The sequence below is a fragment of the Rudaea cellulosilytica DSM 22992 genome (assembly GCF_000378125.1).
GTDB classification, from domain to species: domain Bacteria; phylum Pseudomonadota; class Gammaproteobacteria; order Xanthomonadales; family Rhodanobacteraceae; genus Rudaea; species Rudaea cellulosilytica.
The window spans coordinates 272441-289760 of the sequence record NZ_KB899244.1; the positions used below are offsets into that span (position 1 = coordinate 272441).

The 17320-nt window shown below is 65.7% G+C and carries 11 protein-coding genes; 6 read left to right on the forward strand and 5 right to left on the reverse strand.

Annotated features, from left to right (window positions below):
- The first annotated feature begins 69 nt into the window (after positions 1 to 69).
- From mutS to F455_RS0117830, 5 genes are all read left to right on the forward strand, one after another.
- Positions 70 to 2691 (forward strand): DNA mismatch repair protein MutS, encoded by a 2622-nt coding sequence (gene mutS, locus F455_RS0117810; RefSeq protein WP_018974676.1) that lies wholly within the window; start codon positions 70 to 72, stop codon positions 2689 to 2691.
- A 33-nt stretch (positions 2692 to 2724) separates the two neighbouring features.
- Positions 2725 to 4095 (forward strand): type II secretion system protein N, encoded by a 1371-nt coding sequence (gene gspN / locus F455_RS0117815; protein WP_018974677.1) that lies wholly within the window; start codon positions 2725 to 2727, stop codon positions 4093 to 4095.
- A gap of 168 nt (positions 4096 to 4263) precedes the next feature.
- Complete coding sequence (locus F455_RS0117820; protein ID WP_018974678.1) at positions 4264 to 7668, forward strand: transglutaminase family protein; 3405 nt, start codon at positions 4264 to 4266, stop codon at positions 7666 to 7668.
- A gap of 96 nt (positions 7669 to 7764) precedes the next feature.
- Positions 7765 to 10293 (forward strand): circularly permuted type 2 ATP-grasp protein, encoded by a 2529-nt coding sequence (locus F455_RS0117825; protein WP_018974679.1) that lies wholly within the window; start codon positions 7765 to 7767, stop codon positions 10291 to 10293.
- Positions 10290 to 11192: a transglutaminase family protein gene (locus F455_RS0117830; RefSeq protein WP_018974680.1), complete on the forward strand. Its 903-nt coding sequence runs from the start codon at positions 10290 to 10292 to the stop codon at positions 11190 to 11192. Before F455_RS0117825 ends, F455_RS0117830 begins: the two co-directional genes overlap by 4 nt.
- Before the next feature lie 23 nt (positions 11193 to 11215).
- Here F455_RS0117830 and F455_RS0117835 read toward each other — a convergent pair whose 3' ends face one another.
- Together F455_RS0117835 and F455_RS0117840 are read right to left on the reverse strand one after the other, a co-directional pair.
- A complete protein-coding gene (locus F455_RS0117835) occupies positions 11216 to 11620 on the reverse strand; it encodes an RNA-binding S4 domain-containing protein (protein ID WP_018974681.1) in 405 nt (134 codons plus the stop codon).
- Entirely contained in the window at positions 11617 to 12561 is a 945-nt protein-coding gene (locus tag F455_RS0117840; protein WP_018974682.1) for an alpha/beta hydrolase family protein, read from the reverse strand. Before F455_RS0117840 ends, F455_RS0117835 begins: the two co-directional genes overlap by 4 nt.
- Before the next feature lie 288 nt (positions 12562 to 12849).
- Here F455_RS0117840 and bla point away from each other — a divergent pair, with 288 nt between their 5' ends.
- On the forward strand, positions 12850 to 13773 hold the full coding sequence (gene bla / locus F455_RS0117845; protein ID WP_018974683.1) for a subclass B3 metallo-beta-lactamase: 924 nt from the start codon (positions 12850 to 12852) through the stop codon (positions 13771 to 13773).
- 16 nt (positions 13774 to 13789) lie between these two features.
- Here bla and F455_RS0117850 read toward each other — a convergent pair whose 3' ends face one another.
- From F455_RS0117850 to F455_RS0117860, 3 genes are all read right to left on the reverse strand, one after another.
- A complete protein-coding gene (locus F455_RS0117850; protein WP_211212349.1) occupies positions 13790 to 14515 on the reverse strand; it encodes a proteasome-type protease in 726 nt (241 codons plus the stop codon).
- 119 nt (positions 14516 to 14634) lie between these two features.
- Positions 14635 to 15624, reverse strand: coding sequence for an alpha-E domain-containing protein (locus F455_RS21355; RefSeq protein ID WP_018974685.1), 990 nt, complete (start codon positions 15622 to 15624; stop codon positions 14635 to 14637).
- 148 nt (positions 15625 to 15772) lie between these two features.
- The gene (locus F455_RS0117860) at positions 15773 to 17185 is read right to left on the reverse strand and encodes a circularly permuted type 2 ATP-grasp protein (RefSeq protein WP_018974686.1); all 1413 of its coding nucleotides are present in this window, start codon (positions 17183 to 17185) and stop codon (positions 15773 to 15775) included.
- Positions 17186 to 17320: the final 135 nt, after the last annotated feature.

The following is a 17320-nucleotide window of genomic DNA, read 5'->3' on the forward strand; positions in this document are numbered from 1 at the left end:
ACGACGCTTCGGCAGACTCGGTTAGAATCGCGGCAGCGAACGTTACGTCGCGATTCCCAACCGAGCCTGATGACCCGCGACGACCTCGCCCAGCACACCCCGTTGATGCGCCAATATTTCGCTGCGAAGGCGGAGTATCCGGACACGCTCGTGCTGTTCCGCATGGGCGATTTCTACGAACTGTTCTACGACGATGCGCGCAAGGCCGCGCGCCTGCTCGACATCACCTTGACCCAGCGCGGCGCCTCGGCCGGCGCGCCGATTCCGATGGCCGGCGTGCCGTTCCACGCGGTTGAAGGCTATCTCGCCAAGTTGATCAAGCTCGGCGAATCGGTCGCGATCTGCGAGCAGATCGGCGATCCAGCGCTGGCGAAGGGCCTCGTCGAGCGCAAGGTCGTGCGCGTGGTCACGCCGGGCACGGTAACCGACGAGGCATTGCTCGAGGAACGGCGCGATAATCTGCTGCTCGCGATCGCGGCCGGCAAGACGGCGTATGGCCTCGCTTGGGTCGATCTTGCCAGCGGACGCTTCCTGCTCAGTGAAGCGGCGAACGCCGAACAACTCGCCTCGGAACTCGCACGCTTGGCGCCCGCGGAAACGCTGGTCAGCGAAGATGTCGCCTGGCCAACATTCGTTTCCGCCCTGCCCGGCCTGCGCAAACGCGCGCCGTGGCATTTCGACACCGAGACCGCGCAACGCCAGCTCAACAAGTTTTTCGGCACGCGCGACTTGTCCGGCTTCGGTGTCGAAGCGATGCCGCTTGCGATCGCCGCGGCCGGCGCACTGCTCGGCTATGTCAGCGAGACGCAGAAGTCCGCGCTGCCACATCTTTCCGGTCTCGCTTCGGAAAACCCCGAGGAGACGATCGCACTCGACGCGGCGACGCGGCGCAACCTCGAACTCGATACGCATCCGAGCGGCCGCCACGAACACACGCTGCTCGGCGTGCTCGATGCGACGATCACGCCGATGGGCGCACGCACGCTGCGCCGCTGGCTGCACCGGCCGCTGCGCGATCGCGACGTGCTGCGCCGCCGCTACCAGGCGATCGAGAGTTTGATCGAACAACATCGCTGCGATGGCCTGCGCGAGGTGCTGCGCGGCATCGGCGACCTCGAGCGCATCCTCGCCCGCGTAGCCTTGCGTTCGGCGCGGCCGCGCGATTTGTCCACGTTGCGCGATGGCCTGCTGGCCACACCGGGTTTATTTGATGCGCTCGTCCATGATCGCGAAGATCAAAAAGCGGCCGTGCATGGCCGCACTTCTCGATTGATTGATTCTCCGCTGCTTCGCTCCCTGCTCGACCAACTCGGCGAGCACGCCGACACCGCGCAGCACCTCGCCCGCGCCGTACTCGAACAACCGCCCGCGCTGCTGCGCGACGGCGGCGTGATCGCAGCCGGCTACGATGCCGAACTCGACGAACTGCGCACGCTATCGACCAACGCGAATCAGTTCCTGATCGATCTCGAAGAGCGCGAGAAAGCCGCTACCGGCATCCCGACGCTCAAGGTCGGCTACAACAGCGTGCACGGCTACTACATCGAGATCAGCAAAGGCCAAGCAGACAAGGCACCGACGCACTACACGCGCCGGCAGACGCTCAAGGGCGCCGAGCGCTATATCACCGAGGAGCTGAAATCGTTCGAAGACAAGGTGCTGTCCGCACGCGAGCGTGCGCTGATGCGCGAACGTGCGCTGTACGAGGCGCTGCTCGACTTTCTGATCGAACGCCTTGGCGCACTGAAGCAGGCCGCTGCCGCGGTCGCCGAACTCGACGTACTCGCCGCGCTCGCCGAGCGCGCCGATTCTTTGAATTGGCGCGCACCGAAATTGGTCGAATCCGAAGGAATTCACATCGTGCGCGGCCGCCACCCGGTCGTCGAGCAGGTGCGCAGCGAACCGTTCGAGCCGAACGATCTCGTCTTCGACGACGCACGCCGCATGCTGATCATCACCGGACCGAACATGGGCGGCAAGTCCACGTACATGCGCCAGAACGCGCTGATCGTGCTGCTCGCGCATATCGGCAGCTTCGTACCCGCCGACGCTGCGACGATCGGCAGCATCGACCGCATCTTCACGCGCATCGGTGCGGGCGACGATCTTTCACGCGGCCAGTCGACCTTCATGGTCGAGATGAGCGAGACGGCGAACATTCTGCACAACGCGACCAAGCACAGCCTCGTGCTCATGGACGAAGTCGGCCGCGGTACCTCGACCTACGATGGCCTCGCTCTTGCCCAGGCATGCGCGGTGCAACTCGCGACGAAGAACCATGCGTTCACCTTGTTCGCGACGCACTACTTCGAGCTGACCGAACTGGCGGCGCAGTATCCCGGTATCGCCAACGTGCATCTCGACGCAGTCGAGTACGATGACCAACTTGTCTTCATGCACGCGGTCAAAGAAGGCCCGGCGAGCCGCAGCTTCGGCCTGCACGTCGCCGCTCTGGCCGGCGTGCCGAAGGCAGTGATCGCCGATGCGCGCAAACATCTGGCAGCGCTGGAGCATGGCGCGCGACGCTCCTCCGCTCACTACCCCGCGGAAAGAGAATCCTCGCCGCAGCTCGGTCTGTTCGAACTTGCCAAGCCCAGCGCGGTCGAAGACGCGCTGCGCGAGGTCGATGCGGACGCATTGACGCCGCGCGCGGCGCTGGATTTGCTCTATCGCCTGAAAGCACTGATGTAACTAGAATTCGCCAGCCCTATTCGGAACCCATCCATGCGCCGTTTTCTCGTCATCGTCCTGTTGCTGCTCGTGGCCGCCGCAGCGGCGGTGTTTTTTCTGCCGGCCAGTATCGGCTACAAGTACCTGATGAAGCCGTCGAAGACGGTGACGCTGTCCGACCTGTCCGGCACGATCTGGAACGGACACGCCGGCAGCATTGCCGTGCACGAGCGCCCACTAGGGCAAGTCGACTGGCACCTGCACTTCAAGCCGCTGCTCGAAAGCCGACGCGTCGCCGACTTCGCGATCACCGGCGACACGCTCAAGGCGTCGGGCACGCTCGACCGCTCGCCGGCCGGCAACCGCTTCGACAATCTGACCTTCAGTGTTCCCGCGAGCGCGGCAGCGGACATGTTGCACATCCAGGGCAAGGCCGAGGGCGACATCGACGGCAGCGCCGCAAGCCTCACCCTGCTCGACGGCTGGCCGACGCTGCTGCGCGAGGGCAAGGCGCGCTGGATCAAGGCCAAGCTCGCCGATACCGACCTCGGCACGGTCGAGGCGGCATTCGACACGACCGAGGACGGCAAAGTCACTGGCACGCTGAAGAACAGCGGCGGCGCGGCGCAGTTCAATGGTGCGATCAAGCTCGCGCCGACGCGCGACGCGGAATTGAACGACCTCGCGTATAAGCTACCCGCGCAACTCATGGCGACGATCCTGCGCCTGCCGAACGTGACGCTCACCGGCGACATCGAGGGCAAGCTCGCCCACTTCGCCGTGCGCAACGGCACGCCTGCCGAGGCGCGCGGCGATCTGCACTGGAACAACGCGGCAACCCAGTCGGTCTCGCACGACCTGCTCGGCAATGTCGAGGCGACGTTCGACACCGCGCCTGACGGCGGCATCGGCGGCACTTTGAAGAACGATGCCGGCTCGGCGCACCTGTCGGCAAAATGGAAGCTCGGCGCCGCGCGCGCACTCGACCTGAGTGACGCCCAGCTCAAGTTCCCGGCCTCGCTGCTGACGCCGCTGATCCGTCTGCCCGGCATCGAAGTCAGCGGCGATGTCGACGGCAACTTCTCGCGCCTCAGCTTGCGCGACGGTCTCTGGCCGGCCGCGATCGCCGGCAAGCTCGTCTGGCACGGCATTACCGTGTCCGGCGCGCGCCAGGCGACACTCGGCGACATGGAATGGAATCTCGGCACCGATCCGGACGGCAGCATCATCGGCGTGCTCAACGACCTCGGCGGCCCGTTGCAGATCAACGGCACCTTCAAGGCGACGAAGACAGCCTACGACGCGGCCGCACAGCTCTCCTCGCGCGGCGATCCGACGATCCGCAGCGCGCTGCAAAAGGTCGGCACGCCGCAGCCGGATGGCTCGACGATCGTCCAGGCCAAGGGCGAGTTCGGCAAGAAATAAGCGTATGCGCGCGGCGACTTTTGGTCGCGCTCACTCGGCCCTGCGAGCCGCAGGGACCAAAAGGACAAAGTCGAGTTCGCAACCTTCCGGGCTGCGCCCGAATTTTTTTCGTTGCACCGCAGCAAATTTTTGCTATCTTGACGGCGTGTCGAATCCGCGGGGTTGAGCATGTCGATTCACGTCGCGCTGAACCATGTTTCGCATTATCGCTACGACCGGCTCGTCCATCTCGGTCCGCAGACAGTGCGGCTACGCCCTGCGCCGCACAGTCGCACGCGCATCCTGTCGTACTCGCTCAACGTCGAGCCTGATGACCACTTCATCAACTGGCAGCAGGACCCGCAGTCGAACTGGCTCGCACGCTTGGTCTTTCCCGAGCCGACGCGAGAGTTTCGTGTCGAGGTCGATCTTGTCGCCGAAATGTCGGTACTCAATCCGTTCGACTTCTTCCTCGAACCCGAAGCCGAGAAGTTTCCGTTTGCGTACAGCAGCACATTGCGCCGTGAACTCACCGCCTACACGGTCAAGCTGCCGGCAACGCCGCGCATCGAAAAATATCTGGAGACGCTCAGGCGCGAGGTACTCGGGCCCAAACCGCGGCGCACGGCCGATGCGCTCGTCGACCTCAATCGCCGCCTCGCCGATGACATCCGCTACCTGATTCGCATGGAGCCAGGCGTGCAGACGCCCGATCTCACGCTCGAACTCGCCAGCGGTTCCTGCCGCGACTCTGGCTGGCTGCTCGTGCAGTTGCTGCGTCATCTCGGCTTCGCCGCGCGCTTCGTCTCCGGCTATCTGATCCAGTTGACCGCCGACCAGAAGGCAGTCGACGGACCGAGCGGCCCCGAACATGACTTCACCGACTTGCACGCCTGGTGCGAGGTCTATCTGCCGGGCGCCGGCTGGATCGGCCTCGACCCGACATCGGGCCTGCTCGCCGGCGAAGGCCATATTCCGCTTGCCTGCTCGCCGGAACCGGGTTCGGCCGCGCCGGTCACCGGCATGGTCGACGAGAGCGAGGTCGAGTTCGCGCACGCGATGAAAGTCACGCGCATCAGCGAATCGCCACGCGTGACCAAACCGTATTCGACAGAACAGTGGAGCGCGATCGTCTCGCTCGGGCATAAGGTCGACGCGGATCTGCACCGCCTCGACGTGCGCCTGACCCAGGGCGGCGAACCGACCTTCGTCGCTGCGGACGATCCGAACGGCGCCGAGTGGAACACCGACGCGCTCGGGCCGACCAAGCGCCTGCGCGCGGCCGGCCTGTTCCATCGTCTGCGCGAAAAATACGCACCGCAGGGCCTCGTCCATTTCGGCCAGGGCAAGTGGTATCCGGGCGAACAATTGCCGCGCTGGTCGCTGAACTGCTTCTGGCGCCGCGACCTCGATCCGATCTGGCACGATCCGGCGCTGATCGCCGATGAAAAAATCCACGGCCGCGCGAACAGCGCAGTCGGCGAGGCCTTCCTCGCCGAAGTCGCCGCGCGCCTGGCGCTCGATGCGGGCCATGTCTTTCCCGCCTACGAAGACCTGTTCTACTACATGTGGCGTGAACGCCGTCTGCCGGACAACGTCGATCCGTTCGACCCGCGCGTAGCCGACCCGCTCGAACGCGAGCGCCTGATGCGCGTGTTCACCACGGGGTTGTCGCACGTCGTCGGCCACGTGTTTCCGATCGCCCGGCCGCTCGGCCGCTGGCAGACTGGGCCGTGGTTCTTGCGCACGGAACATTGCTATCTCCTGCCGGGCGATTCCGCGCTCGGCTGGCGCCTGCCGCTCGACTCGCAACCCTGGGTCGCCGAGAGCGATCATCCCTGGGTGCATGCGGCCGATCCCTCACAGGCGTTCAAACCACTGCCGCGCGCGATGCAAATCCGCCGACAGATGCACGGCCTGCGCGGCGAAGCGGCGCTGCGCGAGCCGGCCTACGCGAGCGAATATGCGCAGGTGAATTTGGACCGCACGGGCCATGACGATCGCCACCGTTTCGGTCCGCGCGGAAGCGTCGGGCCGACGCATGCCGCAACGCGCGTGCCGGCACACGGCGAATCCGCCGACTGGATAACGCGTACCGCGCTCTGCGCCGAGGCAAGAAATGGAAATTTATACCTTTTCATGCCGCCGCTCGCGCGGTTGGAAGACTATCTGGAGCTGACTTCGGCGATCGAGGACACCGCCGCAGCGCTCGGCACGCCTGTGCTGCTCGAAGGCTACGAGCCGCCACGCGATCCACGCCTCAATTCGTTCCGCGTCACGCCCGACCCGGGCGTCATCGAGGTCAACATCCATCCGTCGGCGAACTGGGAACAACTCGTCGAGCGCACCACGCATCTGTACGAGGCCGCGCGTCAGGAAAAGCTCGTCGCCGAGAAGTTCATGCTCGACGGCCGCCACACTGGCACCGGCGGCGGCAACCACTTCGTTCTCGGCGGCGCGACGACGAGCGATTCGCCGTTCCTGCGCCGTCCCGACCTGCTGCGCAGCCTGATCTCGTATTGGCACAACCATCCCTCGCTGTCGTACTTGTTCTCGGGATTGTTCATCGGCCCGACTTCTCAGTCGCCACGCGTGGACGAGGCGCGCAACGATTCGCTGTACGAACTCGAAGTCGCGTTCAAGCAGTTCCCCGACATCGGCGGCTACGTGCCACCGTGGCTGCTCGACCGCCTGCTGCGCAACCTGCTGATCGACGTCAGCGGCAACACGCACCGCGCCGAGTTCTGCATCGACAAGCTGTATTCGCCCGACGGCGCCGCGGGCCGCCTCGGCCTGCTCGAAATGCGCGCGTTCGAGATGCCGCCGCATGCGCAGATGAGCCTCGCCCAGCAACTGCTGCTGCGCGCGCTGATCGCGCGCTTCTGGCGCGAGCCTTACGCACCACCGCGTCTCGCGCGCTGGGGCACCGAGCTGCACGACCGCTTCATGCTGCCCTACTTCGTCGAGCGCGATTTCGCCGACGTGATCGACGAGACGCGTGCGGCCGGCTACGCGATCGAACGCGACTGGTTCGCGCCGCATTTCGAATTCCGTTTCCCGATCGTCGGCGACTATGCGACACAAGGCATCACGCTCGAACTGCGCAATGCGCTCGAACCTTGGCACGTCATGGGTGAGGAAGGCGCGCCGGGCGGCACCGTGCGCTACGTCGATTCCTCGGTCGAGCGCCTGCAGGTGAAGTTGAGCGGCCTCGCCCCCGACCGCTATATCGCTACCTGCAATGGCCGCAGTATCCCGCTGCGCCCGACCGGCACAGTCGGCGAGTTCGTCGCCGGCGTGCGCTACAAGGCTTGGCAGCCCCCCTCGGCACTGCATCCGACGATTCCGGCGCATGCGCCACTCGTGTTCGATCTCGTCGACACCTGGTCGCAGCGCTCGCTCGGCGGCTGCCGCTACCATGTCGCGCATCCGGGCGGACGCAGCTACGACACGTTTCCGGTCAACGCGTTCGAGGCCGAGAGCCGGCGCCTCGCGCGCTTCGACCGCTACGGCCACACGCCAGCGGGCGTCCACGCGACGGCGCCGACGACGAATGCCGACTTCCCGTTCACGCTCGATCTGCGCAACATCTAGGGTGCGCCGATCCTCCCTCGCTGCGGCATCGCGACTTTCGTTACACTTGCTGCGTAACCGGAATGTCACGATGCCACTGCGCGCAAGCTGGAACCGATGACCGAGCTGATCGACGACGCCGTGCCCGCTCTGCTCAACGCCTACCGCCGCGATCCGCAGCACTATCACGAGCTGTTCGACGCCGACGGCGGCGTGCGCGCGCCGTGGCGGCGCATGCTCGAGGCGATCGAGCACGCCGATCCCGCGCAGATGCGCGCCCGCGCCGATCTGGTCGAGCGCCAGATCCGCGAGAACGGCATCACCTACAATGTCTATGCCGACGCCAAGGGCACCGACCGGCCGTGGGAACTGGACCTGCTGCCGCAGATCATCGGCGCGGCCGAGTGGCAGCATCTGGCTGCCGGCGTCGCCCAGCGCGCTGCGCTGCTCGACGCCGTGCTCGCCGACCTTTACGGGCCGCAGACCTTGCTTGCCGAGGGATTGCTGCCGCCGGAACTGATCTTCGGTCACGACAATTTCCTCTGGCCCTGCCGCGGCAGCGCGCCGCCCGGCGGCACCTTCCTGCACATCTATGCAGTCGACCTCGCGCGCGCGCCCGACGGCGCGTGGTGGGTCGTTGCCGATCGCACCCAGGCGCCGTCGGGACTCGGTTACGCGATCGAGAACCGACAGATCATTTCGCGCGCGTACTCCGACTTGTTCCACGACATGCGCGTCCGCGACCTTTCCGGCGCGCTGCGCGCGCTGCAGGCGACGCTGCAATCGGCCGCACCGGTCGCCGCAGGCGAAACGCCGCTGGCCGTGCTGCTGACGCCGGGCCGCTTTAACGAAACCTATTTCGAACACGTCTACCTCGCGCGCGCGCTCGGCGTGCCGCTGGTCGAAGGCTACGACCTCACCGTGCGCGCCGATACCGTGTACATGAAAACGCTCGGCGGCTTGAAGCGCGTGCATGCGATCCTGCGCCGTGTCGACGACGATTGGTGCGACCCGCTCGAACTGCGCGGCGAATCCGCGCTCGGCGTGCCCGGCCTCACCGCGGCCGCACGCGCGGGACGCGTGCTGATCGCCAACGCGCTCGGCGCGGGCGTGCTCGAATCGCCCGGCCTGCTCGGCTTCTTTCCGAAAATCTGCGAGCGCCTGCGCGGCGAAGCGCTCGCGCTGCCCTCGGTTGCCACTTGGTGGTGCGGCGAGGCGCCGGTGCGCGAAGAGGCATTGACCGAACTCGACCGCCTCGTGCTCAAGCCTGCATCGCCGTCGCGCCGCGTCGACGCCGTGTTCGGGCCGAGCCTGCCGCGCAGCCGGCTCGGTGAGCTACGCGCGCGCATCGAAGCGGAGCCCGCGGCCTGGGTCGCGCAGGAACTCGTCGATCTGTCGCAGGCACCGGTCTGGCAGCGCAATACGACCCACGCGCAGATCGTGCCGCGTGCGGTGAGCATGCGCGTGTTCGCGGTCGCCTCCGGCAACGGCAGCTATACGGTGATGCCCGGCGCGCTATCGCGCGTGGCGACGAAGGCGGCGGCGCGTATCGTCTCGATGCAGCGCGGCGGCGGCAGCAAGGACACCTGGGTGCTGGCCGACGGCGAAGCCGCCGTCGACACGCTGCGCCGGCGCGAACTGCACGCGGCCGACATCGTGCGCCGCGACGATTTCCTTCCCTCGCGCCTGATCGAGAACCTGTTCTGGCTCGGCCGCTACTCCGAACGCGGCGACGACTACACGCGCCTGCTGCGCGTCGTGCTGTCGCGCTACATCGACACGAGCGCAGCGAACACGGTCGCGTTCGAGGCCGCGCTCGCTGCATGCCGCCGCGTGCATCTGATCGACGCCGAAGCCAAACCCGTGCGCACGGCGCTGATCGATGCGCTGACCGACGCTGCCGCGCCCTACAGCCTGGCCAGCGTGCTCGGCCGCCTGCTCTGGTCAGCCGGTCAGGTGCGCGGCCGCTTGTCGAGCGAGAACTGGCGCGGCCTGCTCGAAGTCCAGCGCGAAGCGCAGGCGCTCGATCGCGAGCGGATCGATTTCGGCGATGCACTCGAACTGCTCAACCGCCTGCTGATGGAGGTCTCCGCGCTGTCCGGCTTCGCCCTTGACGACATGACCCGCGACGACGGCTGGCGTTTCCTCATGATCGGCCGGCGCATCGAGCGCCTGCAATTCCTCGCCGACGTGCTCGCCTGCGCGCTCACCCATACCACGCAGCCCGATGCGGCGACACTGGAATGGCTGCTCGAACTCGCCGACTCGACGATCACCTACCGCATGCGCTACCTGTCCGCGCCGCAGCTGATCCCGGTGCTCGACCTGATCGTCTGCGATCCGGCCAATCCGCATGCGCTGCGCTTCCAGTGCCACGAACTGCACGGCCACCTGCGCGCGGTCGACGACGCGTTCGGCAGTTCGAGCGCCGGCGACTTCGAACAGATGCGCGAACAGCTCGACGCCTGCGACCTGTCTGCGCTCGAGCCCGCACTGTTCGGCGAGCCGGGCCAGCGTGAAGCGATTGCCGGCATCGCGGCGATGCTGGCCGACATCGCCGCGCGCGCGCGCCGCGCCTCGGACGCGATCGCCTTCCATCATTTCACCCATGTCGCGGCAGCGAGCCGCGCGACGCTTTCCGCATGAGCGCGCGCTACATCGTCCACCATGAAACCGAATACCGCTACGACAGCGTCGTCTCGGTTTCGCACCAGGCGCTGCACTTGACGCCACAGGCACTCCCGCACCAGCGTTGCCACAGCCATCGCCTGCGCGTCGAACCGGCACCGACACATCAGGTCGACGAGTTCGACGGCTTCGGCAATCCGCTCACGCGTCTCGAGATCGATACGCCGCATCGCGAACTGCTTGTCGCTGCGGAAATGGACATCGAAGTCGAAACGCGCGAGACAGAGCCCGATCTCGACGACTCGCCGCCATGGGAGGACGCCGTCGCTGCCCTCGCCTATCGCGGCGGCCACGTGCCGACGGCGGCCGTGCTGGACGCGAACCGCTACCGCTTCGAATCGCCCTATGTGCGTTGGGACGGCGACGTTAAGCTGTTCGCGCGCACGGACTTCGCGCCTGGCACTCCGTTGCTGCGAGGCTGCGCATTGTTGATGCGCCGCATCCACCGCGAGTTCCGCTTCGACGCCAATGCGACCCAGGTCGCCACACCCGTTGCCGAAGTGCTCGAAAACCGCCACGGCGTCTGCCAGGATTTCGCCCACCTCATGATCGCCTGCCTGCGCTCGCTCGGCCTCGCCGCGCGCTACGTCTCGGGCTACCTGCTGACCACGCCGCCGGCCGACCAGCCGCGCCTGGTCGGCGCCGACGCCTCGCACGCCTGGGTGTCCGTGCACTGCCCGCGCCACGGCTGGATCGATTTCGACCCGACCAACGACATGCGCCCCGGCAGTGGCCACATCACGCTAGCCTGGGGCCGCGACTTCGGCGACGTCTCGCCGCTGCGCGGCATCATCCTCGGCGGTGGCGCGCACGAGCTTGATGTGCGCGTGACTGTCGTGCCGATGCCAGATGATTGAAGGCGAGTCCAGCAGAGTCGCCCCTACATCGCATCGATATCGCCCAACGCGATGATAAGACGCCGCGCGCGCTTGTCGGGCTTGGTCGGCGGCTTGGCGTAGCCGCTGCGTTCGAGGCGGCGGCGTTCGGCCGCTTCCAAGCGCGCGTTGCGGCTGGCTTCTGTTTCACGGTAGAGCGACTGCGCCTGCGCGGCGGAACCGCGCTGTTCGCCCAGCGCGGCGACCTCGATATCGAAGCGTTCTTCGCCGCGCGCGACGTTGAGCCGGTCGCCGACACGCACCGCCTTCGATGCTTTGCCCGCGGCCTGGTTCAATTCCACCTTGCCGCCTTCGATCGCCTTCTTTGCCAGCGCGCGCGTCTTGAAGAAACGCGCGGCCCACAGCCAAACGTCGAGGCGCACGCCGGGTGCCAAAACGTCAGTCTTCACAACTTGTCCTCCAATTCCACGCTGCGCGGGGCGGCGAGGCCGCCGTAGCGTTCGTCGAGATGCTGCAGGCGATCTTCTGCCTCTGGCTTCTTGCCCGCAGCAAGCAGGGCTTCGATGTCGTGCAATTGCGTATCGATCTCACGTGTACGCCGTTCGCGGCACGCAGCAAGCCCAGCGTCGACCGTGGGCGGCGCCGACAGATCCGTCAGGGCGCGATCGAGCGTGGCCGCATCGATCCAGTCGTGGCCGCGGCCGCGCATCTCCTCGGTATGCAGGTCGGTGATGCACAGGTCGCGCGCCGATTCGCGGCTGTGGCCGTCCCTTGCCAAATTCTCCTCGTCGCGACTGCCCGTGGCATAGACAAGGCGCGTGCCTTCCTCGAACTGTCGGAACAGGTCGGGCTTCGGCGGCGGCAACGCCGCGCTGCCGAACGAATCGCTGCCAGCGTTGAGCAGCGCGCCATGGAACACGTCGGGAAACGCGAGCGCGACGCGCAGGGCGACGCGCGAACCGCCGGATAATCCGCCGACATAGGTGCGCGCGGGATCGACCGGATACGCCTTCGTCACGTTGGTATAGCCGAGCATGGCCAGCGGAACGCGCCGCGAGTAGACGTTCGCAGCATTGCCCGAATCGGCGGCCGTCACCACGATCATCGCGTGCTTGTCCAGCACGGGCAGCCATATCTTGGGTATGCCCGCAGGGTCGAACGACGAAATCCACACGAGCAGGCCGAACTTGCCTGAGGCCGGCGCGTCGGCGGGCACGTACACGGCAAAATGTTCGCGGGCGAGGTCGATGCTCTGCCCGTCCGTGCCCTGCTCCGAAGCGGCGAGTTTTTCGCGCATGCGTCGCGCGAGCAACGGACGAAAGAGACGGTCGATCAGTTCCGCGTTGCCTGCCAACGCAGAGTACTGATCGAATACGACCTGCTTTTGCACCGCGGCCGGAGCTGCCGCAACACCTGCCGCCGCGAAAAGATGGACGAGCGCGCTTGCCGACAGGATTCGAGCGCACGCAGGCAGACGGCAACGAAAGGATTTGCCGAAACGAATACTCGTCGAAATTCGGATACGCACCGTCGCATTATCGCGCCGGTCGCCTTCCGGGAAAACTCGCCGCGTTTCCAGTCCATCGCATAGACGCGCAACTGCCCGGATTTCGCCCACACATCGCCACAATCCTCCTTCAGCATCGCGCACTCGACCCCACTGCCAAGAACAACAGCCATGCGTCATTTCGTTTCGTTTGCCGCCCTCGCCAGCACCTTTGTCGTTTCCTTCGCGAGCGCAGCCGATTCGCCCGACCCGCTGACCCGTCCGCTGCCCGGCAGGCCGGAGTGGACTCGCGCGTATGCACCAATTCGCATTTACGGCAACACTTACTATGTCGGCAGCGAAGGCATCAGCGCATTGCTCGTGGACACGGGTGCGGGCCTGGTCCTGCTCGATGTCGGCATGCCGCAGTTTGCGCCGCAGGTCGAGGCCAACATCGGCAAGCTCGGCTTCAAACTCGCCGATGTGAAATACGTGCTCAATTCGCACGCACATGTCGACCACGCCGGCGGCATCGCCGCGATCGTGCGCGACAGCGGCGCGACGGCGATCGCGAGCCCCTCGGGCACGAAGGCGCTGCGCGAAGGCCACGTCGTCGCCGACGATCCGCAGGCCGCCGAAGTTGCCAATGCCGTCTTTCCGGCCGCCGCGCGCGTACGCGAAGTCGCTGACGGGGAAGCCGTGCGCCTCGGCAATACGGCAATCACCGCGCATTTCACGCCGGGACACACGCCGGGCAGCACGACATGGACGTGGGAATCCTGCGAAAACGGCAAGTGCCTCAATATCGTTTATTCCGACAGCCTGACCGCGATTTCCTCGGACGGATTCCATTTCCTCGCCGATGCGACGCACGGCGATCTCAGCGCATCGTTCCGCAAGAGCATCCACACCGTCGCGACCCTTCCCTGCGACATTCTCGTCTCCACCCATCCCGACGCATCGGGCGCCGACGCGCGCTTGGTAAAACTCGCCACGCAGCGCGAGCCGAATCCGATGGTCGACGCGCAGGCATGCAGCCGCTTCGCCGCCGAATACGAGAAGATGCTCGATGCGCGCATCGCCAAGGAAAAGGCGGCACAAGGAAAGAAGAGCTGAAGCCCGACTCTCGCGTTCAGGACTTCGGCGCGAACCCGTCCGGCACCGGAATGCTGGCGAACGCGCGCTTGAGACCCTCGTTCCACAGCGTGCCGAGTTCGCGGAAATACGGATCGGTGTCCTCGATGCGATGTTGGCCGCCCGCGTCGAGGCTGTCGACCCGGTACGTGAGCAGGTCGATCGGCAAGCCGACCGAAATGTTCGAACGCATGGTCGAGTCGAACGAGACCAGGGTCAGCTTGATCGCGTCGGCGAGCGACAGGGCCGGTGAGATCACGCGATCGATCACCGGCTTGCCGTACTTGATCTCGCCGTTCTGGAAAAACGGCGCCTCGCCCGAGCATTCGATGAAATTGCCCTCGGCGTAGATCAGGAACAGGCGCGGCGCTTCCCCGGCAATCTGGCCGCCAACGATGAAGCTCGCCGTGGAATCGATGTTCTGTGCACGCAGGTATTCGCCCTCGCGCTGGCGCACGTCGCGCAGCGTGTTGCCGATCAGCTCCGCGGCGTCGTAGAGCGAAGTCACCGAGTAGATGTTCGGCAGGTCGGGCGTCTCTTTCGCCGTGCGCTCGATCTGGTTGACCGCATTCTGCGTGATCGACAGATTGCCTGCCGACAGCGCGACGATGACGCGATCGCTATTGCGCGCGAACACGTGCATCTTGTCGACGCGGGAAATGTTGTCGACGCCCGCATTGGTGCGCGTATCGGACGCGAACACCATGCCGGCATCGAGCTTCATGGCAACACAGTAGGTCATCGGCAGACGAATCGGGAAACCGGCTGCGAATTCTACCAGTGCGCGGTGCAACGCAGCGCAAGCGTGCTTGGCACAAGCCCGGATTGCGCACACGCCCCTGATCAGGCTTGGCTCTGTTCCTGCGCCTGCTCGACGATTTCCGGGGTCAGCAGGAAGTGCCGGTTGACCTGCTGCCCGAGCGCGAACAGGCGCGTCATCACGCGCTGCAGCCAGACTTCCATGCCCTGCGCGAGCACGTCGTCGATGCAGCCATAGCGCGTCTCCGCCATCAGCGCACCGGCTAGGCGCACGACCTCGTGATTGCCGGGCCCGGCGAGCGCAATCAGAGTCTTGTGCACGACCTCGGTGCAGGTAGCGAGCGAGCGCGGCGAATCATGATTGAGGATCATCAGCTCGGCCACGCGCTCCGGTGAGATCGTCTCGCGATAGTGGCGGCGGTAGGTTTCCATCGCGGACAGTGCATGCAGCAGCGCGCTCCATTGGTAGTAACCGACCGCGGAGCGCGCATCGCCCGCCTCGGCGGTCGACGGCTCCGAATACTTCACGTCCATCAGGCGCACGCCCCAGTCGGCGCGCTCGAGGAAGGTGCCGAGCTGCAGATAGTGGTAAGCGGCGTCGCGCCCCATCGTGCCGACGGTCATGCCGCGGAACGAGGCTGAGCGCGTCTTCACCCATTCGACGAAACGCGGCACGCCCTCGTCCTCGAAGCGCTCGGCGCTGAGCTTGCGCATTTCCAGCCACGAGGTGTTGAGGTCCTCGTACATCTCCAGCGTGATCGCGCCGCGCTGCGCACGCGCCGACTCGCGCGCGGCGCGGATGCACGAGTAGATCGACGACGGATTGGTCGCATCGAGGCACAGGTAACGCAACACCTTTTGCGCGACGATCGGTCCGTTGATGCGCGAATATTCCTCCACCAGGCCGAGTGCGTCGAGTGCGCGCCGCCAGGTGCCGGCGTCGTGGCGCCAGGGGTCGAGGCGCTCCGGCAGCAGCGCGATGCGATGAGTCACGTCGATCAGGCGCGCGGTGTTCTCGGCGCGCTCGATGTGACGCGAGGTCCAGTACAGGTCGTTGGCGGTTCTGCACAGCATGATCAAAGTGCCTCGGAAAATCGTCGTGAGCGAAGGCAGTTTGCGTTTCGCCTGAGCGCAGGACGCGGAGTGTACAAATCAGTACATGAGCATTCCGAGCACCGCCGGAACGCAAAATGCCGAGCGCAGCAGATTTTCTGAGGCACTTTCAGCCCTCCAGAACCCAAGTGTCCTTGGTGCCGCCGCCCTGCGAGGAATTGACGACGAGCGAGCCTTCGGCCAGCGCCACGCGGGTCAGGCCGCCGGGCACGATGTGGATCTCCTTGCCGCTGAGCACATAGGGGCGAAAATCCACGTGCCGCGGCGCGAGCCCGCTGGCCACGTAGGTCGGGCACGACGACAGCGCCAGCGTCGGCTGGGCGATGTACTTGGCCGGCTCGGCGAGGATACGTTCGCGGAACTCGGCAATCTGTTCCTTCGTCGACGCCGGCCCGACCAGCATGCCGTAGCCGCCGGCGCCGTGCACTTCCTTGACGACGAGCTCGGGCAGATGGTCGAGCGCGTAGGCGAGATCGTCGGCATCGCGCAATTTATACGTTTGTACATTGTATAAAATGGGCTCTTCACCGAGGTAGAAGCGGATCATGTCGGGCACGTACGGGTACACAGACTTGTCGTCGGCAATGCCCGCGCCGATCGCGTTCGCGAGCGTCACGCGACCGGCCTTGTAGGCAGCGAAGATACCCGGTACGCCGAGCATCGAGTCCGGGTTGAACACGGTCGGATCGAGGAAGTCGTCGTTGATTCGGCGATAGATCACATGCACGCGCTGCGGGCCCTGCGTGGTACGCATGTAGACGGTGTCGTCGCGCACGAACAGGTCCTGGCCTTCGACGAGTTCGACGCCCATCTGCTGGGCGAGGAAGGCGTGCTCGAAATACGCCGAGTTGTGGAAACCCGGCGTGAGCACGGCCACGGCCGGCTCGTCCACGCCCTCGGGCGCGACCGAACGCAGCACGTCGTGCAAACGGTCGGGATAGTGCTCGACGGGCGCAACCGCATGCATCGCGAACAATTCAGGAAACAGGCGCATCATCATGCGCCGGTTCTCGATCATGTAGGACACGCCCGAGGGCACGCGCAGGTTGTCCTCGAGCACGTAGTACTCGCCCGCGCCCGCGCGCACGATATCGACGCCGGAGATATGCGAGTAGATGCCGCCGGGCACGTCCATGCCGCGCATCACCGGCTTGTACTCGGCATTGTTGAGAATGAGATCGCTCGGCACCTTGCCCGCGGCGAGAATTTCCTGGTCGTGGTAGACGTCGTGCAGGAACAGGTTCAGCGCCTTGACGCGCTGGCGAAGGCCGGCGTCGAGCATCTTCCATTCATCGCGCGGGATGATGCGTGGCACGATGTCGAACGGGATCAGGCGCTCGGCGCCTTCCTTCTCGCCATACACGGCAAACGTGATGCCGACGCGATGGAACAGCACTTCGGCTTCGCGTCGCTTCTGTTCGAGCCGTTCCTGCGGCGTGGCCTTCAACCAGCGGTCGAAACCACCGTAATGCGGTCGCGCCGCGCCTCCCATATCGAGCATTTCGTCGTAGCTGACCGGCATGCGTTTGCCTGCTGTGCGGGGTAGCCGCGCACTCCGTTTCGCAACATCCGAATAAGGAGAACGTCGGTTACCGCACTGCAACAAACTATTTGCCGTTCGTCAAGCGGGCAAACGCAAAATCGGTGTAGCGCGCAC